General features: G+C 49.4%; 16 protein-coding genes. 2 read left to right on the top strand and 14 right to left on the bottom strand.

What is annotated here, in order from left to right:
• Positions 1-345 precede the first annotated feature (345 nt).
• A complete protein-coding gene (locus B0G52_RS33775) occupies positions 346-1,758 on the bottom strand; it encodes a TOTE conflict system archaeo-eukaryotic primase domain-containing protein (protein ID WP_094050843.1) in 1,413 nt (470 codons plus the stop codon).
• A gap of 1,132 nt (positions 1,759-2,890) precedes the next feature.
• Here B0G52_RS33775 and B0G52_RS33770 point away from each other — a divergent pair.
• Positions 2,891-3,346 carry a DUF3888 domain-containing protein gene (locus B0G52_RS33770; protein ID WP_233163312.1) on the top strand — a complete coding sequence of 152 codons (456 nt, stop codon included), beginning with the start codon at positions 2,891-2,893 and terminating at the stop codon, positions 3,344-3,346.
• Positions 3,347-4,335: 989 nt separating this feature from the next.
• Here the strand turns inward: B0G52_RS33770 and B0G52_RS36810 are convergent.
• From B0G52_RS36810 to B0G52_RS33705, 12 genes are all read right to left on the bottom strand, one after another.
• Positions 4,336-5,388: a peptidoglycan DD-metalloendopeptidase family protein gene (locus B0G52_RS36810; RefSeq protein WP_094050842.1), complete on the bottom strand. Its 1,053-nt coding sequence runs from the start codon at positions 5,386-5,388 to the stop codon at positions 4,336-4,338.
• Positions 5,385-5,990, bottom strand: coding sequence for a hypothetical protein (locus B0G52_RS33755; RefSeq protein WP_094050841.1), 606 nt, complete (start codon positions 5,988-5,990; stop codon positions 5,385-5,387). Before B0G52_RS33755 ends, B0G52_RS36810 begins: the two co-directional genes overlap by 4 nt.
• Entirely contained in the window at positions 5,990-8,428 is a 2,439-nt protein-coding gene (locus B0G52_RS33750) for a CD3337/EF1877 family mobilome membrane protein (RefSeq protein WP_094050840.1), read from the bottom strand. Before B0G52_RS33750 ends, B0G52_RS33755 begins: the two co-directional genes overlap by 1 nt.
• Positions 8,428-8,913, bottom strand: coding sequence for a hypothetical protein (locus tag B0G52_RS33745; protein WP_094050839.1), 486 nt, complete (start codon positions 8,911-8,913; stop codon positions 8,428-8,430). Before B0G52_RS33745 ends, B0G52_RS33750 begins: the two co-directional genes overlap by 1 nt.
• A 5-nt stretch (positions 8,914-8,918) precedes the next feature.
• Positions 8,919-11,519 carry an ATP-binding protein gene (locus tag B0G52_RS33740; protein WP_094050838.1) on the bottom strand — a complete coding sequence of 867 codons (2,601 nt, stop codon included), beginning with the start codon at positions 11,517-11,519 and terminating at the stop codon, positions 8,919-8,921.
• A gap of 18 nt (positions 11,520-11,537) precedes the next feature.
• Positions 11,538-12,002, bottom strand: coding sequence for a hypothetical protein (locus tag B0G52_RS33735; RefSeq protein ID WP_094050837.1), 465 nt, complete (start codon positions 12,000-12,002; stop codon positions 11,538-11,540).
• A 13-nt stretch (positions 12,003-12,015) separates the two neighbouring features.
• Positions 12,016-12,237 (bottom strand): hypothetical protein, encoded by a 222-nt coding sequence (locus B0G52_RS33730; RefSeq protein WP_094050836.1) that lies wholly within the window; start codon positions 12,235-12,237, stop codon positions 12,016-12,018.
• A gap of 12 nt (positions 12,238-12,249) precedes the next feature.
• Positions 12,250-13,551 carry a conjugal transfer protein gene (locus B0G52_RS33725; protein WP_094050835.1) on the bottom strand — a complete coding sequence of 434 codons (1,302 nt, stop codon included), beginning with the start codon at positions 13,549-13,551 and terminating at the stop codon, positions 12,250-12,252.
• Positions 13,499-15,877 (bottom strand): TraM recognition domain-containing protein, encoded by a 2,379-nt coding sequence (locus B0G52_RS33720; protein ID WP_158223991.1) that lies wholly within the window; start codon positions 15,875-15,877, stop codon positions 13,499-13,501. The genes B0G52_RS33725 and B0G52_RS33720 overlap by 53 nt, the downstream gene beginning before the upstream one ends.
• Positions 15,878-15,881: 4 nt before the next feature.
• Positions 15,882-16,625 carry a hypothetical protein gene (locus B0G52_RS35785; protein WP_158223990.1) on the bottom strand — a complete coding sequence of 248 codons (744 nt, stop codon included), beginning with the start codon at positions 16,623-16,625 and terminating at the stop codon, positions 15,882-15,884.
• 797 nt (positions 16,626-17,422) lie between these two features.
• Positions 17,423-19,006, bottom strand: coding sequence for a primase C-terminal domain-containing protein (locus tag B0G52_RS33710; RefSeq protein ID WP_094050832.1), 1,584 nt, complete (start codon positions 19,004-19,006; stop codon positions 17,423-17,425).
• A gap of 585 nt (positions 19,007-19,591) precedes the next feature.
• Positions 19,592-19,888 carry a DUF6809 family protein gene (locus tag B0G52_RS33705; RefSeq protein ID WP_094050831.1) on the bottom strand — a complete coding sequence of 99 codons (297 nt, stop codon included), beginning with the start codon at positions 19,886-19,888 and terminating at the stop codon, positions 19,592-19,594.
• A gap of 99 nt (positions 19,889-19,987) precedes the next feature.
• Between B0G52_RS33705 and B0G52_RS33700 the strand changes: the two genes are divergently transcribed.
• Positions 19,988-20,224 (top strand): helix-turn-helix domain-containing protein, encoded by a 237-nt coding sequence (locus tag B0G52_RS33700; RefSeq protein ID WP_342774098.1) that lies wholly within the window; start codon positions 19,988-19,990, stop codon positions 20,222-20,224.
• Between the two features lie 176 nt (positions 20,225-20,400).
• Here the strand turns inward: B0G52_RS33700 and B0G52_RS33695 are convergent, their stop codons facing one another.
• The gene (locus tag B0G52_RS33695) at positions 20,401-21,573 is read right to left on the bottom strand and encodes a replication initiator protein A (protein ID WP_233163310.1); all 1,173 of its coding nucleotides are present in this window, start codon (positions 21,571-21,573) and stop codon (positions 20,401-20,403) included.
• Positions 21,574-21,577: the final 4 nt, after the last annotated feature.

The raw sequence follows: 21,577 nt of genomic DNA, 5'->3' as shown, positions 1-21,577 counted from the left end.
ATGTATCAAAAAGCATGCTTTTTGAAATTACATCTAAGCACCCAGCCCGCGTATCAAACCTATCCGGAAAACCAACTTTCGACTCCCAAACAAGCCACTCCTGCATTCGGTAGAGTGTCACGCTTTACAATGGAGTGATACATGCTTCGTCTCCCCACCATGCCACACGTTTTTATCCTTTCCCTTCGTTTGGAAGCCCGAGTAAGATAACCCGTATCTGTACGATATGTCGTATAATAGATTTATTTTTTATTATAATGGTTTAAACCCAGATTTTAGAGAAGAAAAAAGGGGTAGCAGCCCAAACGGGCCCAACGACCACCGACGGACACGAAAAATGGACCCCTATGATGCCAAAATCAGCTTAGAATACTGTCTACGCGGCAGCAAATTCCGCAACATTTTGTCAGTGTAAAAGAATCTGAGACATTCGCGCAGTCCGGAGTCACGTTGAATTACATACTGCCGGTCGCCCCCCAAAATCGGTTCATCCACTGGCCTAAGAGTGACCCGATAAACGTTGGGTATCTTCTTGGACGTACCTTTTTGCTTCTGGTCACGTCTCGCCACTTCGATCACGCCGAGATCCTCTAAGTCCTTAATTAACCGCATCGCAGTTCGCATGTTGATGCCCGCCGTTTCCTCCATCTGCTTGAAAGTCATGTAGAACGTCCCACCCTCGCCGGCTGCCCATCGTTTCGAATGAATTAATATCGCGTACATGAGTGCCTTCTGATTCTTCTCCCCACAACGTCGGATTATCGCATCGATCTCGTCAAAGCTTACCGTCAAGTCGCGTTCTTCCATTGCAAGCGTTAGATTATTTGTGTAAACAAAATCGACGATATTCTCCGCATCCTTGACGCAAACATCCCGTGTGGAACGATAGAATCGCTTGTCCTGTACGTCGAGCCAGTCCATAATCATTCGCCTTGAGTCCGCCGGATCTACACCATTATGGTTCATTAATCGCGCCAGGAGCATAAACGAATTATGGCGCTGGCTCGGTCCACTCATGCCTTTATAGTAGAGGTCGGTCGTGCGCGACACTGTGTAGCTCTCGGATTGGTCGTACGCCTCAAGCGGCTTGTGAGCAGCGATCGTATCCTCCATATCCGTAATGTCACCACTGCTATATGCGTACTCATCAGTTATTACGTTAAGTATGATGTCACTATCCGTCTTCTTGATCGTAAGCAGGTACGAAATAGACTCATCTCGATCCATCACGCGCAGTCCGTCGGACACACAGCAGAATCCGCAAAAATCCCCCGTTTTCTGATGAACGCCGAGCGGCAACTTAACGCCTTGAGTGGTGGACGGTCGATATTCGACTTGTCCCGCGCCGTCAACGGGTATCTCTGCGGCACTTAAGATAAAAGAGAAAAACCGACGTGCCAGCTCCGTCGAGATCGCTTTGTCCAGGAAAAACTCAACATGGTAGCCCTTTTGACCGCTGAATGAAACTGCATAGTTTTGTATGCCAACACGAGCAAGGACGTCTGTTATTTTGTACGTTATCCATTTCGCAACTTTCGGCTCAGGATAATCTATATCGAAGCAAATAAACTTCGTCAGGTGTGTCCCGGAGAATGTTCCAATTGTCCGCTCACCTTCAAGATGTTTTTGTAAATGATACAGTTTCAAAGGTTTTTGTGCTTTATTTTGTTTATACTCTCCACCTTTAAACTGCATGAGATATCGCTTGTGTTGAATGAGATACAGGTCAAAAAACCTGTCCATAATTTGCTGCTGCATTTGGCCCCCATCATCTTATTAATTTAAAATTCGGTACCCCTCTTGGCTGTGGCTAGTTCTGCATCGGCCAAGCGTCCATAATAAAAAAGGAAAGCCCCCGATAAACAGGGGCCAAAAACAATTATTGCGATGACTTTAGTGACGGGTGACATTAAGCAACAACCTAACTACGGCAATGCTCAGACACGAGAGAACCACTGCGGATGTGCTCTGAAATCCATACGCGTCCGTAACGCATGTTACGGAAATGACCGCGGACGAAATGAGCTGACCTGTCGTGTTCTCTCACGCGGGTAGACCTGGGAAAGTAACACATCATCATGAGAGGCGACCTCCTTTTCTCTGAAACTCAGAGAGGTCGGTATTGCTATGTACACCTTGTCCTTTCCGTTAGGGCCGGTGGATTGACGGTCGAAGTTCACTCGGAATTGATTACAGAGATCATCTTATATCGTACCAAAGTTATATGTCAGATATTTTCGCTGGGCAGAAACAACTTGACAATGAACTGTAAGATTTGATATATTGGTGCCTGTAAACAGTTTTTGTGGATGAATGAAGATCGTAAATCCTGATGCTACCAACATCAGAAAACCATCTGGCACCTAATAAGTAATTCCGTCTCTCCTGTATAGTGTTACTTAGTTATGTTTCTAAGTACCATTATATCATGCTTGTTTCGTTTTGTCAAGTTTTGGGTATGAAAATTTTGTAATATGGACATAAATGCTGTCGAACCAACCATCGGTTCGGCTTTTTTTGTGTTCAAAGGAAGGAATTTGATTGTAAACGAGTTCGCTGTGACAAACTATCCAATCAGATCAAACCCGAACGCCATTCAATAATCAAAATGACTTTTACCCCTTCTAATGGTCTGTACATCTGTCATTGGGGTAGCACCAACATTTTGACTGTTTTATACGCTTAGCATTAGCGGACATGTATTATGGCCGTTTTTGAGTACCTTAGCGGACGTAACAAGCCGAACTACGGCACATTAATGACCGCTAATGAGGTTTAGCGGTCATTATGACGGGCTTACGAAACGGGCAGAAGTACGTAGAATTAACTGTTTCTTTATGAAATGTAAAACATGGGTACCCTATCTGTAAAATCGGATGAGGTGCATTTTATGATTATGAAAAGTAACATTGTTGCTATTTCTTTAGCTGTGGTATTGACCCTACTATCACCTATGCAAGCCAATGCTGAAAATAGTTATCGCCCTCCTCAAGAAGACTCAACAGAGTTAAGATTACAGGATATGCTTATGAATTTTTTAAACCCGTATATAAATGATGCTGTTCGAGCTTATTATCGACATTTATTACGGGAACCGCCGCTGGTATATCCGTATTTCGTTAATGTAATTGAGTCCCACAGGGTGAATGGATTTCGCGGATTCATCTTATCAATTACTCTCGATGTTACCCCTGTTGTCGGTCCACATATTTCTGTCGGTGAAGACAGATTGACGTTTGAAATCTCAGCAGGACCTAAGGTTAAGCTCGAAAATTACACTCACTTAAAGACATATGAGCTTCCCCCGAATTGGCAGGACATTGTCAAGAAGCCTAAGAAATACTGACCAACGATAGCACAATAAAAAAGCAGCGGCAGTCTAGGTATTTCGAGTGCTTAGAGTAAGAAGAAACGTCAAGCAGGACGCGATTCAGGGCTTAGCGTATATTTTCGTTAAAATGTTGGCCCACCCCCTCATTGAGAAAATATTTGATACGGCAAAGCACGGTGACCGGCACCTATGCTTTGCCTTCCTTCTTATCCAACCCAACTGTAAGCCCTCATTACTTACCCCCACCGAAGAACAACATCAAAACAACAGTTAGCACTGCGACAACCAACGGCGAATTAAGGAACTTCCATACGAGCTTCGACACCTTGCGGCTTGCCTTCTTTACTGTTTCCCACATGCAATACCCCTCCTTTCTTTTCACTCGTCTACAATATAAGTAGGAGATTGAATTCTTTTATCAGAGCTGTGAAATGATTTACTGCTTGTCCTGATAAAACATCATAAGCGGTTGTAACTTCACTCATAACTGCTGGACGCAGTAAAATGGTTCTAATCCGGCCTGAGTCCAAGATAAGCATTCCTTCTATTAGCGCAGCCATGTCATGGATTTACAAGCTCTCAATGCAAAAAAAGCAGCCCCCGCATTTGCGTAGATGCTGCTTTCCGATCATGGCTATATTAGCTCATATGTGTTCCCGTCTTTGTTCATTTCGGGCATCCAAACATTTGAAGGTACTGAACGAAGCAGGAATTGTTGATGTGCGACCCGAAGCCAACCGGCGTATCTACAGCCGTAAAACAAGACATAGCCCCCCTCGTAATGGATAGACAAGTTTCCGCACTTCGGATATACTAAGGGCATAATCCGAAAGAATCGGTCGAAGCAGCTCCGGGCAGAAATGTCTGGAGCTGCTTTGTTTTTAATCGTTCGTCTTTTGTCGTTTTTTTGGCCGGCGACGCAGCTCCGATCGTTCGTCTTTCTGGCGAGATCCCCGCGCCTGAAGTCGGCTGCAGGAGATCCATTCGTTCAAAAATCCCGAACATTACAACCCTATAAATGGAGACGGATCGACGCGCCGCCCATTAACAAAGATTTCAAAGTGCAAATGCAAGCCGGTGCTTTTGCCCGTGGAACCGCACACGCCAACCACATCCCCTGCCTGAACGACATCCCCGACATGAACGGTCGTCTGTGACATATGCGCATACGTAGTCTTAAAGCCGCCGCCGTGGTCTACCCAAACAAATAAGCCGTAGCCTTTGCTATGATCGTTTGCGTCCTGCCAACCGGCAAACACGACCTTACCGGCCTTGGAAGCCGGAATGCGTTGCCCGGCCTGACAAGCAAAATCGATGCCCTCATGAGATGCGCCCGGCTTACCGGTTACCGGATCGATCCGAATACCGAAACCGGATGTAACCTCACCGGCAACCGGTCGTGCAAAGCCGCTTTCGGATGGTTCAATCACTTCAATCGGAATAAACCCTTCGGTCACGTAGAGTCTTGCATACATCATTACTTCCGCTACATAATCCTGACTGTGATTGTAGGCGAAAATGGCACGTTCCAGGTTTCCGGTAGCCGCGCCGTTTTTGGTCAAATAGTTCGCGGCGGAAAAGATGGAGTCCCGCAGGCTCCACATGCTCGCCCGGCCGTCACGGTCTGCATCCACACCATATCCGCCGTAACGGGCGATCATGGCCAAATTTGTCTTTTCTTCTTCGGTAAAGCTCCCTTTCCCTGCACCATAGCACGATGGATGCGACCAACCTACCCACGTACACGGCATAAACTGCATGTGTCCTTCCGCCCCGACGCTTGAAATCATGGGCTGGAGCGTAGAAAATACCGTCTCGACGCGGTGATGTGCGGCCAGCAAATTCCATGGAACGCCGTACCTGGCTTCCGCCTCTTTATAGATTGGAATATATTCGACCGGTATTTCACGTTCCCCAACCGGCGAGATTGCCCCTCCCAAAAAGCCGTATCCGATATTTCCCCCACCCATGAACAACAGCGGAAAAAGAAACATCCCGCATAAGGCCACAACGAGCAGGATCGGAATTGCTGCGATCAGCCATCCCCATTTTTTCATTCCGGAATCGCCCCCGATCCCGGACGAATGCCGACATCATCAACCTTCCATTTCCCATCAACCAGTTTGAGCAACACCACATAAAGCAGCAAACCATCTTCATTCTTTCCGTTGATATCGGTATGGGTCACCGTTACATCCACGTTGTACCATTGCTCGTCTGCTTTCAGCTCGGCCGGTGTCCATTCGGCTGTGACATACTCGGTCTTCACGCGAGAGAGCGTTCCCCGCCGCTGAAACGTTGAAAGCTGCTTGTAAAAGGAATCGGTAATATAGAGTTTGGAGCGATCCACGTAAGCGTCCGGCTGTTTGCTATCAAACGGCACATACGCTTTCAGGAAATCCGGAAGAACGGCTTGTGCGCTACTTACTGCTTCCTCGGTAATAGGTGGTGTTTTACTTGTCGTTTCCTCTGGCTCCGGCTGAGCCTCGTACTGGTGTACGTCTCCTTGTTCATGGACCGCAGCCGGTTTGGTTTCTTTCGGCTGCGCGGCGCGTCTTCCGGAAAAAAATGATCCGATAAAAAGCGCGATCAGCAGCAGACCAATGATAATACTGAACCATGTTTTAGCCCGATCCGGGAGCTGTGGGGAACGCGCCATTAGCCCTCACGCTCCCCTTCGTCCTCCTCTAAGGAGACATTCTTCGAGGGCAGTTCCCTCGCCCCGGTCCGGGGGATAAGATTATCCTGTGAAGTCATCGGAGCTGCTTCATGCGAAACGAACGGCATCTCCAATGATTCCAATATGGCCGATCCACGCGCTGTCCGGAACGAATCGGAACGGGCCTCGGGTTTGGCCTGCCTTCTACGCTCCCCTCCCTGACGTCGGGAGTCTAATGAAACGACCTCTGTCGCTGCCGTTCTCGTTCCATGTGGAATAGCTTGGACATATTCCGTAACGGCCGATGGAACATCTCCCCCCTCATGATGCTTCGGCTGTTGGATCGAACTATGAACCGGTTCCTTGATTGGTTGCTGTGGCGGCATCATTGCCGGTTCCTGGGTTACTGGCTTGTCCATTGCCCCCGAAAGGCTTGTATTGGGCAAAGTTGCTGCCCGGCCCTGTTCTCGGTGAACGGGTTCGGCTGCCGTCATATCAGGTGAGGTGTTTCCATATGGCGCTATCGGCATGTTAGCCGCATTTCCGGTGTTGGCATAATTCCGGCCAGGTATGGCTTGTCCGCGCCGCGCAGTTATTGCAGCTCTGCCCATGCCGCTCTTAGACAGACGATAGCGAGAAGGATTTCTGCTGCCTCCTGCCCCTGCCGCAGTCATCACCATCGGCAAAGCTTCTCCGGCACCCGGCGTTTCGCTTGCCGCTGCCGCCTCTGCTGCCGCTGACGGACCGCCAGGATGCCACGACCCTGCATCAGATAAACGAGTGAGCGGCATATCGATAATATCGGGTTCTCGATCCGCTTGCTTACTATGCGGCACGACTTGCGATCCGGGTGAAACAATTTCCGCATCGGCGTATACCGTTTCGTCCTTTTCTTTTCCTTCATCATCGTGCATCGATACATTTTCAAGCGGTTCGCTTTTGTTATCGTCGCCCATCGCTCCATCTGCGGCAGCACCGGCGACCGCCGCCCCTTCCGGACCGGCAACCGCTGCGCCCGCCGCTTGCGCAGCCGCCTTGGTCGCTTTACGTTTCATTTCGCGCGCGGTATTACTCACATGATGGTCAAAGTTCGATACCTCATGGGCTACGCTGCGGATTAGACTATTACCCTCCATCAAAATCCGCATGAACCGCTTGCGCAGTACAAAGATAAGCAGCAGCACAATAAATTCTACAAACGCCGTTGCGAAATAACCGATGCTGTCCGAATTGCTGACTTCATATACGATGGCCGACATGGTGAAGACGACTAAAGCAATGACGGAAACCGCTATTTTCAGCAGCAGTGGCAACGCCAATTCCTCGGTGTATCGGCGGAATACGCCTCCCCCGCCAGGAAACGCGGCAATCACCATATAGAACGGCGCGGCAACCGCAATCGTCAAAAACCAAAATTGGAATAGAATGAGCAACAGCGCTAAAGCGAAAATCGGTATCGACGTAATGCCGTTGACAATCGTATACAGGACGGTAAACACGAGCCGATCCGGGACCATTGAATAGGTCATCATCATATTGGAGCGCTTATTTACTTCAGTTCTCTCAACATACTCTTGCCGATCCTCGCCTGGCGGAAGCTTGAGCAGCGCATTGACCCGATCTTTTCCGACTGTGCTTTCGTCATCATTGCCGTACTGCATATAGAGATAAGGCCGGTGAACGAACAGATTCCACATATTTTCACCAAGGCCGCTGGTCGAATCACCTTCCTTCCCTTCAAACAAACCGGAAGACGCACCGATGACATGACCCGTCAGTTCGGTTGTAATATTGTTCGCGCCTTTCAGAACCGTGCCATAGTTCGTGAAAAAGAACAGAGCCGCCACCAGAATGATCACGCTTTTTGCAACACTGCCGGTCGCCTCAAGCTGCGCATGTTGAAAGAAATATTTATAGACAAACATCAAGCCTACACTTACACCTATGGCGATAAGAAAATCACCGTAAAGCCCATATTGCTCAAAATGAAAATTGGAGATGCCGGTAATTTTTTGAACGACACCTTCGATTTGTTCGATGATCCGGTTGATCACATCGAAATGGTAGGCGTAGTTCAGGACCGTGAGCATCATGTTCGTCATGTACACATTGACCTTGAACAAAATGTTAACAACGAAATTCATGCCCTCATAGAATTGAGCCAGCACGGTATCCTTAATGGCGTCGCCGGAAATCCAACTCCCTATGGTCTTGAATGGGTTTTTGAAACCTCCACCGTCGTCGTCTTCACCCGGTTGCTTGCTTGTTACATCGATTTGGTAATATGCCTTGGAACCGTCGCTAGTCACCTCATGTTTGGTATCAAACAAATTATCAGATATGCCCGTACCCGTGTTTCCGGTTGCTGCACCCGCCGCCGTTACCGGCAAAAAGAGGAACAGTACCATCAATACCAAGAGGGGCCGCAGCCGTTTCATCAGCCCTCACCTTCTTTTACATATTTGTGAATGTAAACACCATCCTTCGGGTTCTCGACTTTTTGTTCTGCTTCCTCGGCTTTTAATTCACGTATTTTCCACTCGCCTTTTTCTTTCTTCATTTCCAGGAAGTCTTTAGCGTTTCCATTATGGTTTGGCAAATAATAAATCACTTCATAATGTAACACTCCTTTTTCGCCTGGTTCCTTTTCAAACCGATAAATACTGTAACGTTCTCCAATCTCTTTAAATCTTCCTGGAAACGTAAGCTCGTCTTTCTCTAAAATGCGATAGTGCGGTTCTTCTGGAGAGAGAATTTTCCGGAAAAGCTCGTCATCTCCATCGACTGACGCTTGAACATATTGCAACGCTAGGTCATCCGCTGCTTTTACATCGGCCGATGGCTTGCCGCCGCTGGATGATCCGCATGCGGCCAACAGCAGCAGCGCCCCGATCAGCATTCCTATGAATAGTCCTTTTCGCATTTGTCTCACACTCCCGTCCGGATGCGTTCCTGCCTTTGGCGTTCGTAGGTCCGTTCCTCTTCGGTCGCCGTGGAGCTGTCGAACGCTTCCTCGATTTCCTTATAAACCGGATGAATGCGAATCGCCGCCGTCCGGCCGTAAATGTCTTGGAACAGCGCCGTTCCCCGATCTAAACTGTTCAGGTATTCCGCATTGGCCGGAGTGTCCGGCAGATTGAAGTAACGCAACATTTCCAGCGATTCATCATATTTCTTGAGCGCAAACGAGAACTTCATCCCCATATTGGCCACGTCCTCGTCATAGTCACTGGCGTTTTGCGTCCCTTTCATTAAAGTTGTGTTGTAATGCCGCCCCATACGCGTAATAAAGTCGAGTTGGGCCTTGCCTTCTGCGGATCGCTCTACCGTTTTCGCCTCATCCTGCACCACTATTTTATGAATGTGCCGGTCCTGATTGAACATGTACTGCTTCGTAAAGGCCGCAATCGAAATCAGGATCGCTTCGGAAATCTTTTCAATCGGCCGGATCTTTCCCCGGTCCTTATCGTTTTTCGGGAGCTGCAAGTTTTGCACCATCAGCACTTGCAGCGGCTTGCTCACTTCCAGGACGCGATAGCGCTGCCCCTTTTCGCCAAACAGCAGACGCGAGATTTGCAGACGCCCCAACGTCTCCAGCGTTTCGATCAGCTCCATGCAGGATTCGCGGCGGCGATCCGTCGTTTCTTGCGGCAACCGCGCTTTCAAATAATCCCGCAACCCGCCCAAGCAAGGATCGTCCTGTTCCCCTTCATGCTCGATGGCTTCGGAGAGCTGCGTAAAGCCAACATCCCCCAGGTGCTTGTCGCACAGGAACGAGAGAATGTCCATTGCAATATCTTTGGCCTCGGAAGTAGAAACGCTTGTCCGGAACGGATCAAGGCAACCCGCATCGCGCTCGTCGGCTCCTAGTGTCCACACCGATATAAATTCCGGAGGAATAAACGGCAACCCCTCGGCCCAACGTTTCCTGTCGCCTTTCGGGTCTACGATCAGCGCAAGCGATCCGCTCAAGACGGACAAGTATGCGAACAGGTTGATCAAGAACGATTTGCCTTTGCCGGTCATTCCGGCAATCATGACAGCTAATGAATCGACAACGTTCTGGACGCCTTCAAATGCTTTTGCGGCCAAGTCCGGCTTGATGAATACCGGCCGGTTGAGTTTAAGCGTTTGGCCGAGATAGAATCCGCGGTTGTCTCCTATATTCGTCGTGGCCGCGAACATCATTCCCGCGAGCTTCGTCGGCTCAACATATTGCAAATAGTCAGCATTGTAGCGCGGCGAAGTTGGAATGAACTCCATAAAATACGAAATCATTTCCCCATATGGCGACAGCAAGTGCATGCCAAATTGGTTCATCTCGCGTTTCAATTCGTCTACCCGGACGCGCAGCTCGTCGGGGTCTTTGGCCGTCACTTTGAAAACAAACGAGCAGACATACGCCGGATAGCCTGTTTCTTGGAACCGCGCCTCCATCTGAATTGCGCCGCTCTCCGACTTGGATACCTTCAGGTCAACTTCACTGCCGCCCTTGGCCGCTTCTATTCGCTGATCTTCATAGGCCAAGCGCACATCAGAGAGTTGCTTAATAATCTGATCGTTACGCATGAAGCTTGCTTTAATCGACACCGATACCGGAAAGCGCAGCCTGTTTTGCAAATGAAGCATCCATTCTGATCCCGGATGCAAGCTGCGCGGGCTGATTTTATCGGCAACCAGGTATTGCACATAATTTTCTTCGATCTCTTCCCCAACCATCTTATAAAGCTTGAGCGTCTTTTGGTCGTATTCCTCGATTTCCGCATTTTGCAGCTCGTAGAACGCTTTGGAATTACTGCGCCGTGCCTCATGAACCCGGCCGCTATCCTCGATCCCGGTTACGTCCATGCCGGTTTCATATCCCTTTCGCAGCCGGGTATCGTTATGCGTGACGCTAAAGTTCTGTTCGATTAAAAAAACCGTTTCTTCCTTCGTCAGCGCCCGCACGAGCGACGACATCGATTGGCCGAGCGTTTCACGCAGCCCATCGGCCTGCCGCCTCCATTGCTCAATATCCCGTTTGAGGATGTCGTTCGGTTCCAGACCCACAGCTCGGTAAACGGGAGAAGTAAATCCGGCAACCAAGTCTTTTAGCGTTGTCACCGCTGCCAAACCCAAATTGCCGATTTTGCGCATTTCGTTTTTCCTCGGATCGAGCTGCACCCCAATATAGGAATGGTATTCGTTTGTCTCTCGGGACGAACGCTGCGCGGCGAGCGTTCGTTTCAGACTTTGAAAATAACGAATCCCGTTTTCTTTTAGCGCATAGTCCTTGCGGCTGATCTCCTCTATCGTCTCGTCAATGATCCCGGAAACGTCCGTCAGTGACGGTATCATCAGGAAATGCAGGTCGTGTACATTTTCAACGTAGAAAGAGAGCTGCCGATTGTATGGATGGATCTTCTGCATCGTGTCTCGAAAATCGTAGCCGAACCCTTCCACTTGATAATAGGCCCATACGCTGCCGTCCCTGCCAAACGCCAAATTGCCTTCAATATGACGCACCGGAAAGTCCGTAAATACCTTCATGCACATATCACCCGCCTTTCAATCGTCTACTGTAAAGTAGCCTCGAAATTGATAGCTCGGATTGGGCTTTTTCTTGGCGACGGGAAAGTCCTTGGCGGCCAATTGGCCGCCGAACCCGTATGACTTGGATTGCTCCAGCTCCTTGCCTTTGTAGTAGGTCACGCGTTTTCCTTTACGCCAGTGGTAAGCCGCAGCGCTTTTCAGAAATTTGATCGGAGGCCGGTTTTCTGTTCCGACGTCCATAAGCAGATAGGTTGCTGCAAACGGCAAAGCAAACAGGATCGATTCCGGAAGCAGCCGCAAGGGGAAATTCAGAATCGGAATCCAGTACCACACGAATACAACGCCCGAAAACGACAGCCAGTAGAGAACCGCTTTGATTTTGATTTCACGACCGAATTTAAAACCCGCAAACTGATACAGCCTGCGTTCAAACTTCAAAAAATCGTTTAAAGCCCACAGCTCTTTTCGCTGTTGTTCCATCGCTGGCCCTCCTTCACTTTTTCAGGCCGATCTTCTCGGTGAAGAACTCGGAAATGTTGCCAAGTATCGTTGGATTTTTGACGACCGCATACCCGATGATCAAAATGACAAGCGTACCAACCGCCCCGATGAAATGTCGCCGGAACGCCAGGACAACAATGAAAATAATGCCGCCAAACAGAATAAGATACCCGCCTTGCTCGGAAGCCCAATCCAATAGTCCCTTGAAGTCCATAGCCGATCCCTCCTATTTTTCGTCCATTTTGGTTACGATATATCGGCCTTCCTTTTCGGTTACGGTCAGCCGGTAGTTGGTCATAAAACGATCTTTGGAAACCGGGTCTTCGTAGGTTACGCTGCACAGCACGATATACGTTCGCGTAACCGGCGTTGCCGTTGCCGCGCCAGTCACTTCACCGGACGCAGGGGATGCCGCTGTTCCGGCTTGCTGCGATCCGTTCGCTTCCGTTTCCTTCGGAGCAGCGTCGGCCGGTTTTGTCTGACTCTCGCCCGATTGATAAATCTCGGTCGAAGTGACACTGACAAAATGTAAGGCTCCATTTAACCCGTTTTGATGCTCCGGATCGGACAACAAATAGCCTAGCTTGTCCTTCGGATCGGCGGCAAAGGAGCTAAAAAACGTAGTCAGGAAATTGCGGATGTTTTCTTTGATTTCATACGGTTCATCCGCAGCCCGCAACCCCTTGGCCCGATCATCTGCCTCCATCGTCGTTTGCCGATCAATGTGCGTGAATTTCGGCAAGTCGTAGATGCCGTAATTTTGGTCGTACCCAACCGGCACAACGAAAAATTTGCTGACTTCTTTTGGCTCGTATTGAATCGTCTTCGTTGGAGGCTGCGCCGTGTTTTCCGGTGGGGGAGTTTGTCCGGCTTGGGCCGTACCCCCATTTGCAGCATCCGTTCCGGACGGTGGCGACGCCGGGGGCTGCTCAGCTTCTTTCGGCAGACCAAGCTTATAGAACACTTCCAAGGTTACATACGCCCGGTTCGGCCCCATTTCTTTAATGTGCTTGATTTCGGCCTTCAGGAAGGTCGAAGTTGTTTTCAGGCCGGAGGTTTGGAGACCGGCTTGCGGATCAAGCCCTTTCGCCAGAAACGGAGTCAGCCGCTTTTTCCGGTCTTGAGTCGCCTCGTCGCCAGGCTTCCACGTAAAATACTCCCTGGAAAAATTTTCGGCATATTGGACGGCCGTCGTTGTCGTGGCCGGATTTAGCGTCAGCTCGGTTCCTTCATTTCTCGTTTGGGCGTCTGCCGGATCGTTCGGTTGAATGGCCGAGAAAAACACAACCAGGAACATAAAGGCAAAGGCGAGCCAAAATGCGGCAGCTCCAATTTTGCGCGTCATATAACCGCGCGGCCGGTAAGCCCGCCGCTTCTCGGGCTTCTCCTTACGCATCCAACTTTTGAATTGTCGAAGGATCGCTCCTTTTTCCCGCTGCGGCGCATCAGACGCCGCTTTCAGTTTGGCTAAACTTTTAGGCATACTGCTGCTCCTTTCTCGCAGGAATGCCGGTTGTATCCAGCGCATTTCGCACGTAAACGCGGGCTACATACGGCTCCCCGTTTTTCTCAATGGTCTTCCGTGCTAAAAATACCTCGCCGGTCGCCAGCGTCTTGATTTCGTCCGGATGCGCCCGGAACCGCTGCACGCTACGAACCGTCCCCATTTCCGATTCCATCCGAAGCTTGACGGCTGTTTTCTGGACTTGCTTTGTAATGTCACCGTCCTCATAGGTGCCAAGCGTGGCGGCAAGCGTGGACGCATCCTCACTTTCGTTGACGCGACCGACGAAATACGTATTGCAGTTGTTGATGATCTGCCGCGTCAACACCGGATCAACGGCGTCGATGTCAGATAAGCCCTGCACCGATATAAGGCATTCAAACCCAGCCGACCGGCTCTTGTTGATCACGTCTACAACCTCATGGGAGACATAGGCCGAAAATTCGTCATAGACGGACATGATCGACTTTTTGCCTTCCTTCTGCCGGTAATCGACAAGCGTGTTCACTTCGGATATAACAAGCCGCCCGAGTGTCTTGATATAGTCCCGGTACTTGTTCCCGGATAGCGAGAAAATAGCAACCTCGTCCCGGTCCGTAATTTCTTTCAGGTCAATTCCTTCGCCGGTTTCCTCAAACAATGGCCCAAGATCGCTTTCCATCAGCTCCGCAAGCTGATTGCGCAAACTGGTAAGCGTGTCGAATGGAATCCCGGTGCTTTCCTCTTCATCGTCTATCCCAAAAAAGCGCTCACGGTAATACTCCACTCTGGCCCGCCGCGCCTCGTCCCAAACCAATCGACGCGCGGCCGCAGGTGCTTCCTGTTCTGTTTCTTCTTCCATACCGGTAAATAAAGCGCTTGCTTTGGCCGGTTGCACATAAACGGTATCGCGCGGCAGCTCCCCTTCTTCCTCCGATTCGGAAACAGGCTCCTCCTGCAACGGTTCTTCCGCCAATGGATCTCCTTCACTCACATATTCCGCTTCCGGCTCCATATCGAGAGCGACTGATACAGGCGCGGGTTCTAAACCCTCAAATAATGAGGCAGCCGATTCAGGCACGTTCGCTGTCGCTACGGTTGGTTCCCCAGCGGTCTGTCCTTGTAGCAAAGCATCGATTTCCTCTAATGACAAAGCTGTTTTCGGCTCTTGTTCATGCTCTTCCAAAATCGGCTTCGCATTCGGTACATCTTCAATCGCCGTCGCTTCTGCTGTTGTTACTTTGTGTTCATCTTCGTATGTGAAATTGGGTTCGTCGTGATGGGGGACGGCTTTTTCATTGCCTTCGTCAGTTACGAAAACTTCCGTTTTGGCCAATTCTAATTGCCGGTTCAACACAGCCGCAACCTTAGATGGATAGGTGAGGTCATACAAATTTTTTAGATCGATCGTCAAATCAAATTCTTTCATCATTTTGAGAACAAGCTGCAAAAAACGGGAGCAATTGAGCTTGTAGTACGGCTCGGACCATTCAAACAAATTCATAATTTTGTCCCGGAGCTGCGTCGCGGAACCATGCCGCAGAAAGTTAAAACTAATCTCGTCCACATCCGTAAACATATGGACGCGCTTGCCGTACCGTTCGCAAAGTTCCTTAAACTCCAACATCGATGCCCGTTCGCCCTTACCGTCCATAAACACAACCGGCTTGTCCTGGCGTATAGCATTTTCAACCATCGTCCCGATAATGACGGTCTTCCCGCCACCGGTCGTCGCTACCGCAAACACATGCTGATTCGGCTCATGAGGCTCTAGTGCAACGCGCTCTTGAAACTCGTCGTAGCCGATAAAATTTTCTTTCGAGTTCGATTTCCGGAATTTGAGCTGCGCCTTCTGCACCAATTTAAACCGCTTGGCCCGGAAATACCGATAGCTTCCCGAAGAGCGTTTTTTCCGTAGCGCATCGTATTTCGTTTTCACAATTTTGCTTCGGTAATAGTCAATAAACGGGTGCGCTGCCCCTGCCAAAAGGTTGCCGAAAATGAAGGCGGACGCATAGCTAAAACCGGTTATCGGGAAAGGTTCGTTCCCATGTAAATACTGTTCAGCCGCTTCCGTAAGAATGGGTATGTTCAGAATCGACAAAAAGCCCAGTATCGACGCCCACTCCCCTGCGCCGTGCAGCACAAATAGACCGATGCAGCTCACCGGCATGATCGCGTACAATATCCAAGGTTTCTTTATTACGAACACAAACAGGCCATAAAGTACCGCCGCCGTAAGCACGGCTGAAAGCCCCACAATAAGCAGGACGAATGCCAGTACCGCTATGACGATATAGCCAACCGTTGTTGCACCTTCACTCTCCCGCTGTTGGGGAAGCAATAATTCCTCCTCGCTCCGACGAGCCATTGGTTCACTCTCCCACAACCTCCGCAGGCAGCGACCGTACTTGAATCTGCTGAAACACGGTTTTTCCGGATTGAGTTTGCGCCGGGCGTCCGACAGATCGCCATTCCTGCGCCACATGCTCAATCGCTCGTTTGAGGGCATTCCCTATCGTTTGGTTCGGGACAAAATACCACACATCGGTATACTTTCCTGCAACCAGCTCGGCTGCATACCGATGCATCTTTTTTTGCAAACGGCCGTTCGATTTGGTATGCAATTCGGCCTCGACTGCAATCGTAAACCCCGGAAGCAGCAGCACTACATCCGGCAACGTATCCCGAATTTTGTTCCATTTTTGAAGCATTTCCTGCTTGCCCTCGGTATCTTCCAGCAGCTCAAAACGGTATTCCCGCTCGGTCTTGTAATCAAAACCTTCAGCCTTCACCGACGCCTTCAGATGCAGGATAAGATCATTGATGATTAAGTCGTGTTCGGCCGTGTACAATGACGTATCGTTCGCAACCGTAACCGGATAATCCAGGTAATCCCTCGCCTCACGTTTCGGAAAGTACACATTCAGACGCAGCGTTAATTTCTTCTTCCACACAAGCCCCGCCGCTTCCAATTTCCGAAGTCTCCTGTATACGTTGTGTAGCGAAGTTTCTCCGGTGTACCGCAAAATTTGCTGAGACGTAACAATTCCCTGCTTCAACACAAAGCGTAAAATCTCAAGGTCTTTCTCCTTGAAATCCGAGTATTTCGTTAACATGAAACGACTCCCTCCATGCTACCGTTTCTAGCGTCACCACGCTCCCCACTATCAGTATCAAAGCTTCGAAGCCCGCTCATAACCGTCCGTGTCGCCTCCTGGGAACCGTCTGCTCAAGGTACAACTAAACTCGCAACTAACTACGCAACAAAAATCGTCAGCGGAAAGCCGCTATTCTTCATTTGATCTCCCTTCAAAATACAAATGGGATGATGCGTTGAGCATCATGACCGTCATCCTAAATCAGCTTACAAACTTCCCCGATCAGCTCCCCACGGCATCATTGATTAGGCATTCAAACTTTGAACAAGGTATGCGACAGCATACCAACCATCTTCCCTGAGCAGCTCACAAAGATTTGCATCCATGAACTTGCCCACAGGTTTTTCTTCCTCGAACAACTTTCAAGGTTTTGACTTTGCTTCTCTGAATTACCCACAAAGATTTTGCTTTTGATCTTATCTTTCGACTTTGAACTTAAATCCCTTTCTCCTCGAATCCCTCCTTCCTCACATTATCCTGTATCCTCTCCTGCATTTAAAAAGTTTCTCCCCTCACCCAAAGTATCTGCGTTCTGGTACCGCTCGTTTTCCCGACCCCAGCCTCGGACGTTGTGAGGGTGGGGTCGGGAAATGCTTTCGAGCGGTACCAGAACGCCTGCACGCAGCCACAGCAAGGGTTCTCCCATCAGAAGAATAACAACTAAAACCATACACCATGTACAGTCTAGTTAACGCCTTAGTTATACACTTATAGTCTAGGAGAGTTAACAGAGAGGATATACGCGGAGTATATCACTACCGTACACGGGATGGAATAAAATTGGGTAAAAATGGATAGTATCTCCTAGTCAGATTAGGAGGAAAGAACCGACACGAAACGGAAAGTCCTAGACAAAATCTGCCTCCCGCGCCTCCGCTTGGGCTACGTCCCCCAACCCTAGAACCAGAAAGTTGCCCCACCAAAAAGAGAGAGAATCGATCAACCAGAAGGACCCGAAGACGGAACCAAGAAAGGATGCCCCCACGAATACGATCCCCGGAAGAAGGCGGCAGGACCCCACCCACCACCCCAACTAGGGTAAGTGTATTGGAATCGGGTACATTTCGAGCCGGTGTTACAACTGGCATTTCTGAAGCCGGTTCGGTGGCTGTTTCAGGACTTGAAGCCAGTCTTAACGTAGTTGCTGCTCCGCGCCCTTTACCATGTACCTCCACGGTAAGTCTGCCGGACTCCACCATCAGGGCGACAACTGCCTGATAAGTAGATAGCGACATACCGAAATAAGACGCAAGCTTGCGCTGCGCATCCGTAATAGACCGATCCGGAAGCTGCTGCAAAACACGCTCCACATCTTCGGCCCACTCGCTATAATGACTCGTTTTTCGTTCGCCTCTTGGTTTGGCCGTCTCCCATACTTCATAGGAAAATGGTACGCCGGAAAGGTAGGTGATCCACTCCCCCGTAGGCCCGGCCGGAGCGTCCCCCTTGTAGGCGCTCTTAACTTTCCGCGATACAATACGTTGCGGCATCGGCTCGTCCAATCGCGTGTTCCACTCCTGCAATTCTGCCTCGGCATCCTCCATACTATAGCCTTCTCGCTTGAAAGCCAGGGCAAGAGTATAACACGTATTATCCCGTTTCCCGACTTCTACGCCCGCTAGAAGCGTTTTTATGGCAGGATGGTCCAGTAACCCTTTTTGGACAAGAGAGCCGCGTTTAGCCTCTTGTATGGCGTCCTGGTTGATACTCTCCCAATCCAACAGCTCTGCGAACGATACGCGTTGCTCGGACGCATAAACAAGCGTTTCCGGAGTCGGCAAACGGAACCAACGTTCGGCCCCAATCGCCTGCCGATCCCCTCCGATGGCTGCTGCAATGGCCGTCTGAATGCGCCGGTAGGTCTGGATCGCATTCGTGTATGCCTTACGCGGTGCATTTAGCAGAAAGTAAACATGATATCCCCCTGACGGAGTACGGACAATCATCGTTGGACATGGCAAACCGGCGCTTGAGATGCGTTCCAGGAGATCGGACAGACAAAGCCCTGCATTGGGATTGTCCGCTCCCTTTACGTCCACATCAATGACAAGCGCATTTAAGTACCGGAGCGTCGCTTCCTCGCGTCGATCATTCCGGTAAAAAGTATTCGGCGTATAGTATGTATGTTGGCCACTCATGGCCAAAAGCGTTTGATAGGTTCGGCATGCTTTCATGTTTCGGCAATCGGAGCTGACAAATACCCATCCTAGCGTTTTCGCTCGGCCGGTTGCTTCCGTTGGGAAGCGTTTGGGCGTCTCGGTGAGCTGATTGCCAAATAGCAGCCGAAATGCCTCTTGCGTCCCGACAGCGGCCGGGCGCACAGCAATTGCAGGCAGCATAAAAAAACTCCCTCGTTTCGCGCCACGCCTCAAAAAAGGCAATAGGAAAGAGAGAGTAGGTTCTTCACTTTTTTTCGCAGATAGAGTATAATATCCCTATAAAATGCGTATAAAAGTAGAAGCTCTCACTCTTGGGGCACTTTTTGAATGCCGGTCGGCAAACTAGTCATTCAAAAAGTGTGAGGTGTGGGGCTTTTATTTTTTTCTTATGTAATTGGAGCATTTCCAGTAATTCTCTGAATCTATCCCTACTATACGACACGATATTTAAGTTTGGCAAATTGCGCCGTTTTCATTTTTCCGTAGTAAAACGGATGTTTTGAATCCCATTTCCGTAGTAAAACGGATGATTTCAATTCAATTTCCGTAGTAAAACGGATGTTTTGGCCTTTTTCGCCCGTATTCGACAAAGTGTTTTCATCAAAATCACGATTTTTTAATTTTTTTTGCTCATTTTCCGTAGTAAAACGGATGTTTTGATTTTTTTTCCGTAGTAAAACGGATGATTTGCTGATTTTCCGTAGTTAAACGGATGTTTTGCCGCTCCTGCCCAAAAAAATTTTCTCGCTCAGGCTTCCGCGCCTCTCATTTTCCCTCCTTCAACATATCTTTCCGACCAGCTAGCGCTTCCGCCATAAGAGAAACGCCGAGCTGAAAGCCATACTCAAACGATGCAGCCAGGTCCATTTCTCCGGCTTGAGCACGAAGGTTCAGCAAATCCTCCAACTCCTTATACTCCGATTCGTCCAATCGCTTCCGCCAAACGCCCATCGCTTCCGTAATCTGCCGGTTGACGGGCCGGTATGCCGTTTCTTTCGATACGATCTGCTCAATCGGGCATAGCTCTCCGTTATACAGCTTCCGCAACAAGGTTTTCATCATGTTTCCCGTCCCTTCCCTTCGCTCTGTACGGAAACTTTATGCGAAAACCGCATAAATGTCAATATGCGGTTTTCGCATAGCTTACTATGAGCTTGGGTGATGGAAATGTACGCAAGAATTAAAGAGCTGCGAGAAGATAACGACTGGACACAGCAATATGTAGCCAAGGTCCTTAAGGTCAATCAGACCACGTATTCTCGATACGAAACGGGAGAACTGGATTTACCATCCGCTTCAATAATCAAATTGGCCGACTTGTACCAGACCAGTACGGACTATCTTCTCGGCCGCACAGATCAGAAAAAGCCGTATCCTTCCAAAAAGGCAAATACATGACCGAAACAAAAAGCCGCGCATTCCTGATAAGGAAGCGTGGCTTTTTGTTTCGGTATTATTCGCTTTTTTTGTCGTAGCTCGCCCCGGCCAAGTCAGATCGGGGCGAGCTGCAGGAGGCATTCAACCTTCAAGTCCGAACATTCAATTGCTGCCTATGGATCGATCGTTCGATTTCGTTATGCATTAAAGAGATCCAATTGAACCGGCTCGTTCAGTTCCCGGGCCGAACGGACCGGAGCGTTTAAGAACACCGGATTTTTCGTCACGGTCAAAAAGCGTCCCAACAGCCCTTGTTTCTTTCCGGAAAATTCAAAGTGGTCGATGAAGCCTACAGTTTGCAATTCCTCGCAAGCCTGTTTGATGCGCTCCACGATTTTATAAACCGGCATAATCGGTTCGCGATCATCATCCAGAAAGTGAAAATGTCCGGCTAACGTTGACAGCTCTAGCGTCACAGCCGGTTCATCCGGGTAGGAAGATACGAGCCAATATAGCCCCTGCGCCAGATAGGATTTCAGATCGTTCATGAGAATGAGCGATACATCAAACAGGTTCCCTTCTCTGTTCGCCTCGACCAACCATTCCGGAAGCTTGATTTCAAACTTGTACTGATAATGGCTTGGTGTTCCCACTTTACGCCGGAATACAATTTGGTCAATCAAGCGCGTCAAGGCGATCTCCTCGTATTCGGCGTTCTTGGAACGCTGATATTGGGTAAGCGTCACTTCGATGTTCCACAAGCGCGTAAGGGCTTCTTGAACGCGCTTGTAATTGGCTGCACCATCCGTCAAGCCCAATTCGGCCAAAATATCCGCATACTTTAACTCAATAGTGGGTTGGCCGTTCACGTTTTTCTTAAACCAAAGCGATTGAATGGCCCCCATTACGCGGGCCTCATATGTCGTCAGCACTTCCCCAGTGGTTTGCTTGATATACACATTTCGGACGCCATGAGCAGTTGTCGGGGTCTGTCCGTTTGCCCCTTTCGGATTGGCCGAGAATAGGGCGTGTTGGGCAATATTCGTGTTAAATGGGACGACTTCACGCAAATAATCTACCGATTTGACGCGGAGCGCCCGTTCGAGAATATCATTTTTCGCTTTTATCAGTAGCCGGTCGTCTCCACCTTCCAACTGCTTTGACTTTAACGTTTCCCCCCATTGATTCGCATACATAAAAAGGGCCTTGACGGATACGCGCTGTACAAGTGCCGCGCTTAGTTGTTCGATCATTTCTTGATGAATACTCGCAGCTTTCAAGGGGTCGGCATGGCGTTGAGTCTTTCCGATAAACTCATGGGCCATTTCATTGAGCTGTGTATCCACTTCGCGCAGGGCGTCCATATCCATCGCA

It is taken from the genome of Cohnella sp. SGD-V74 (assembly GCF_003001675.1).
Classification (GTDB): domain Bacteria; phylum Bacillota; class Bacilli; order Paenibacillales; family Paenibacillaceae; genus Cohnella.
This window is presented reverse-complemented; position numbering and strand designations above follow the sequence as displayed.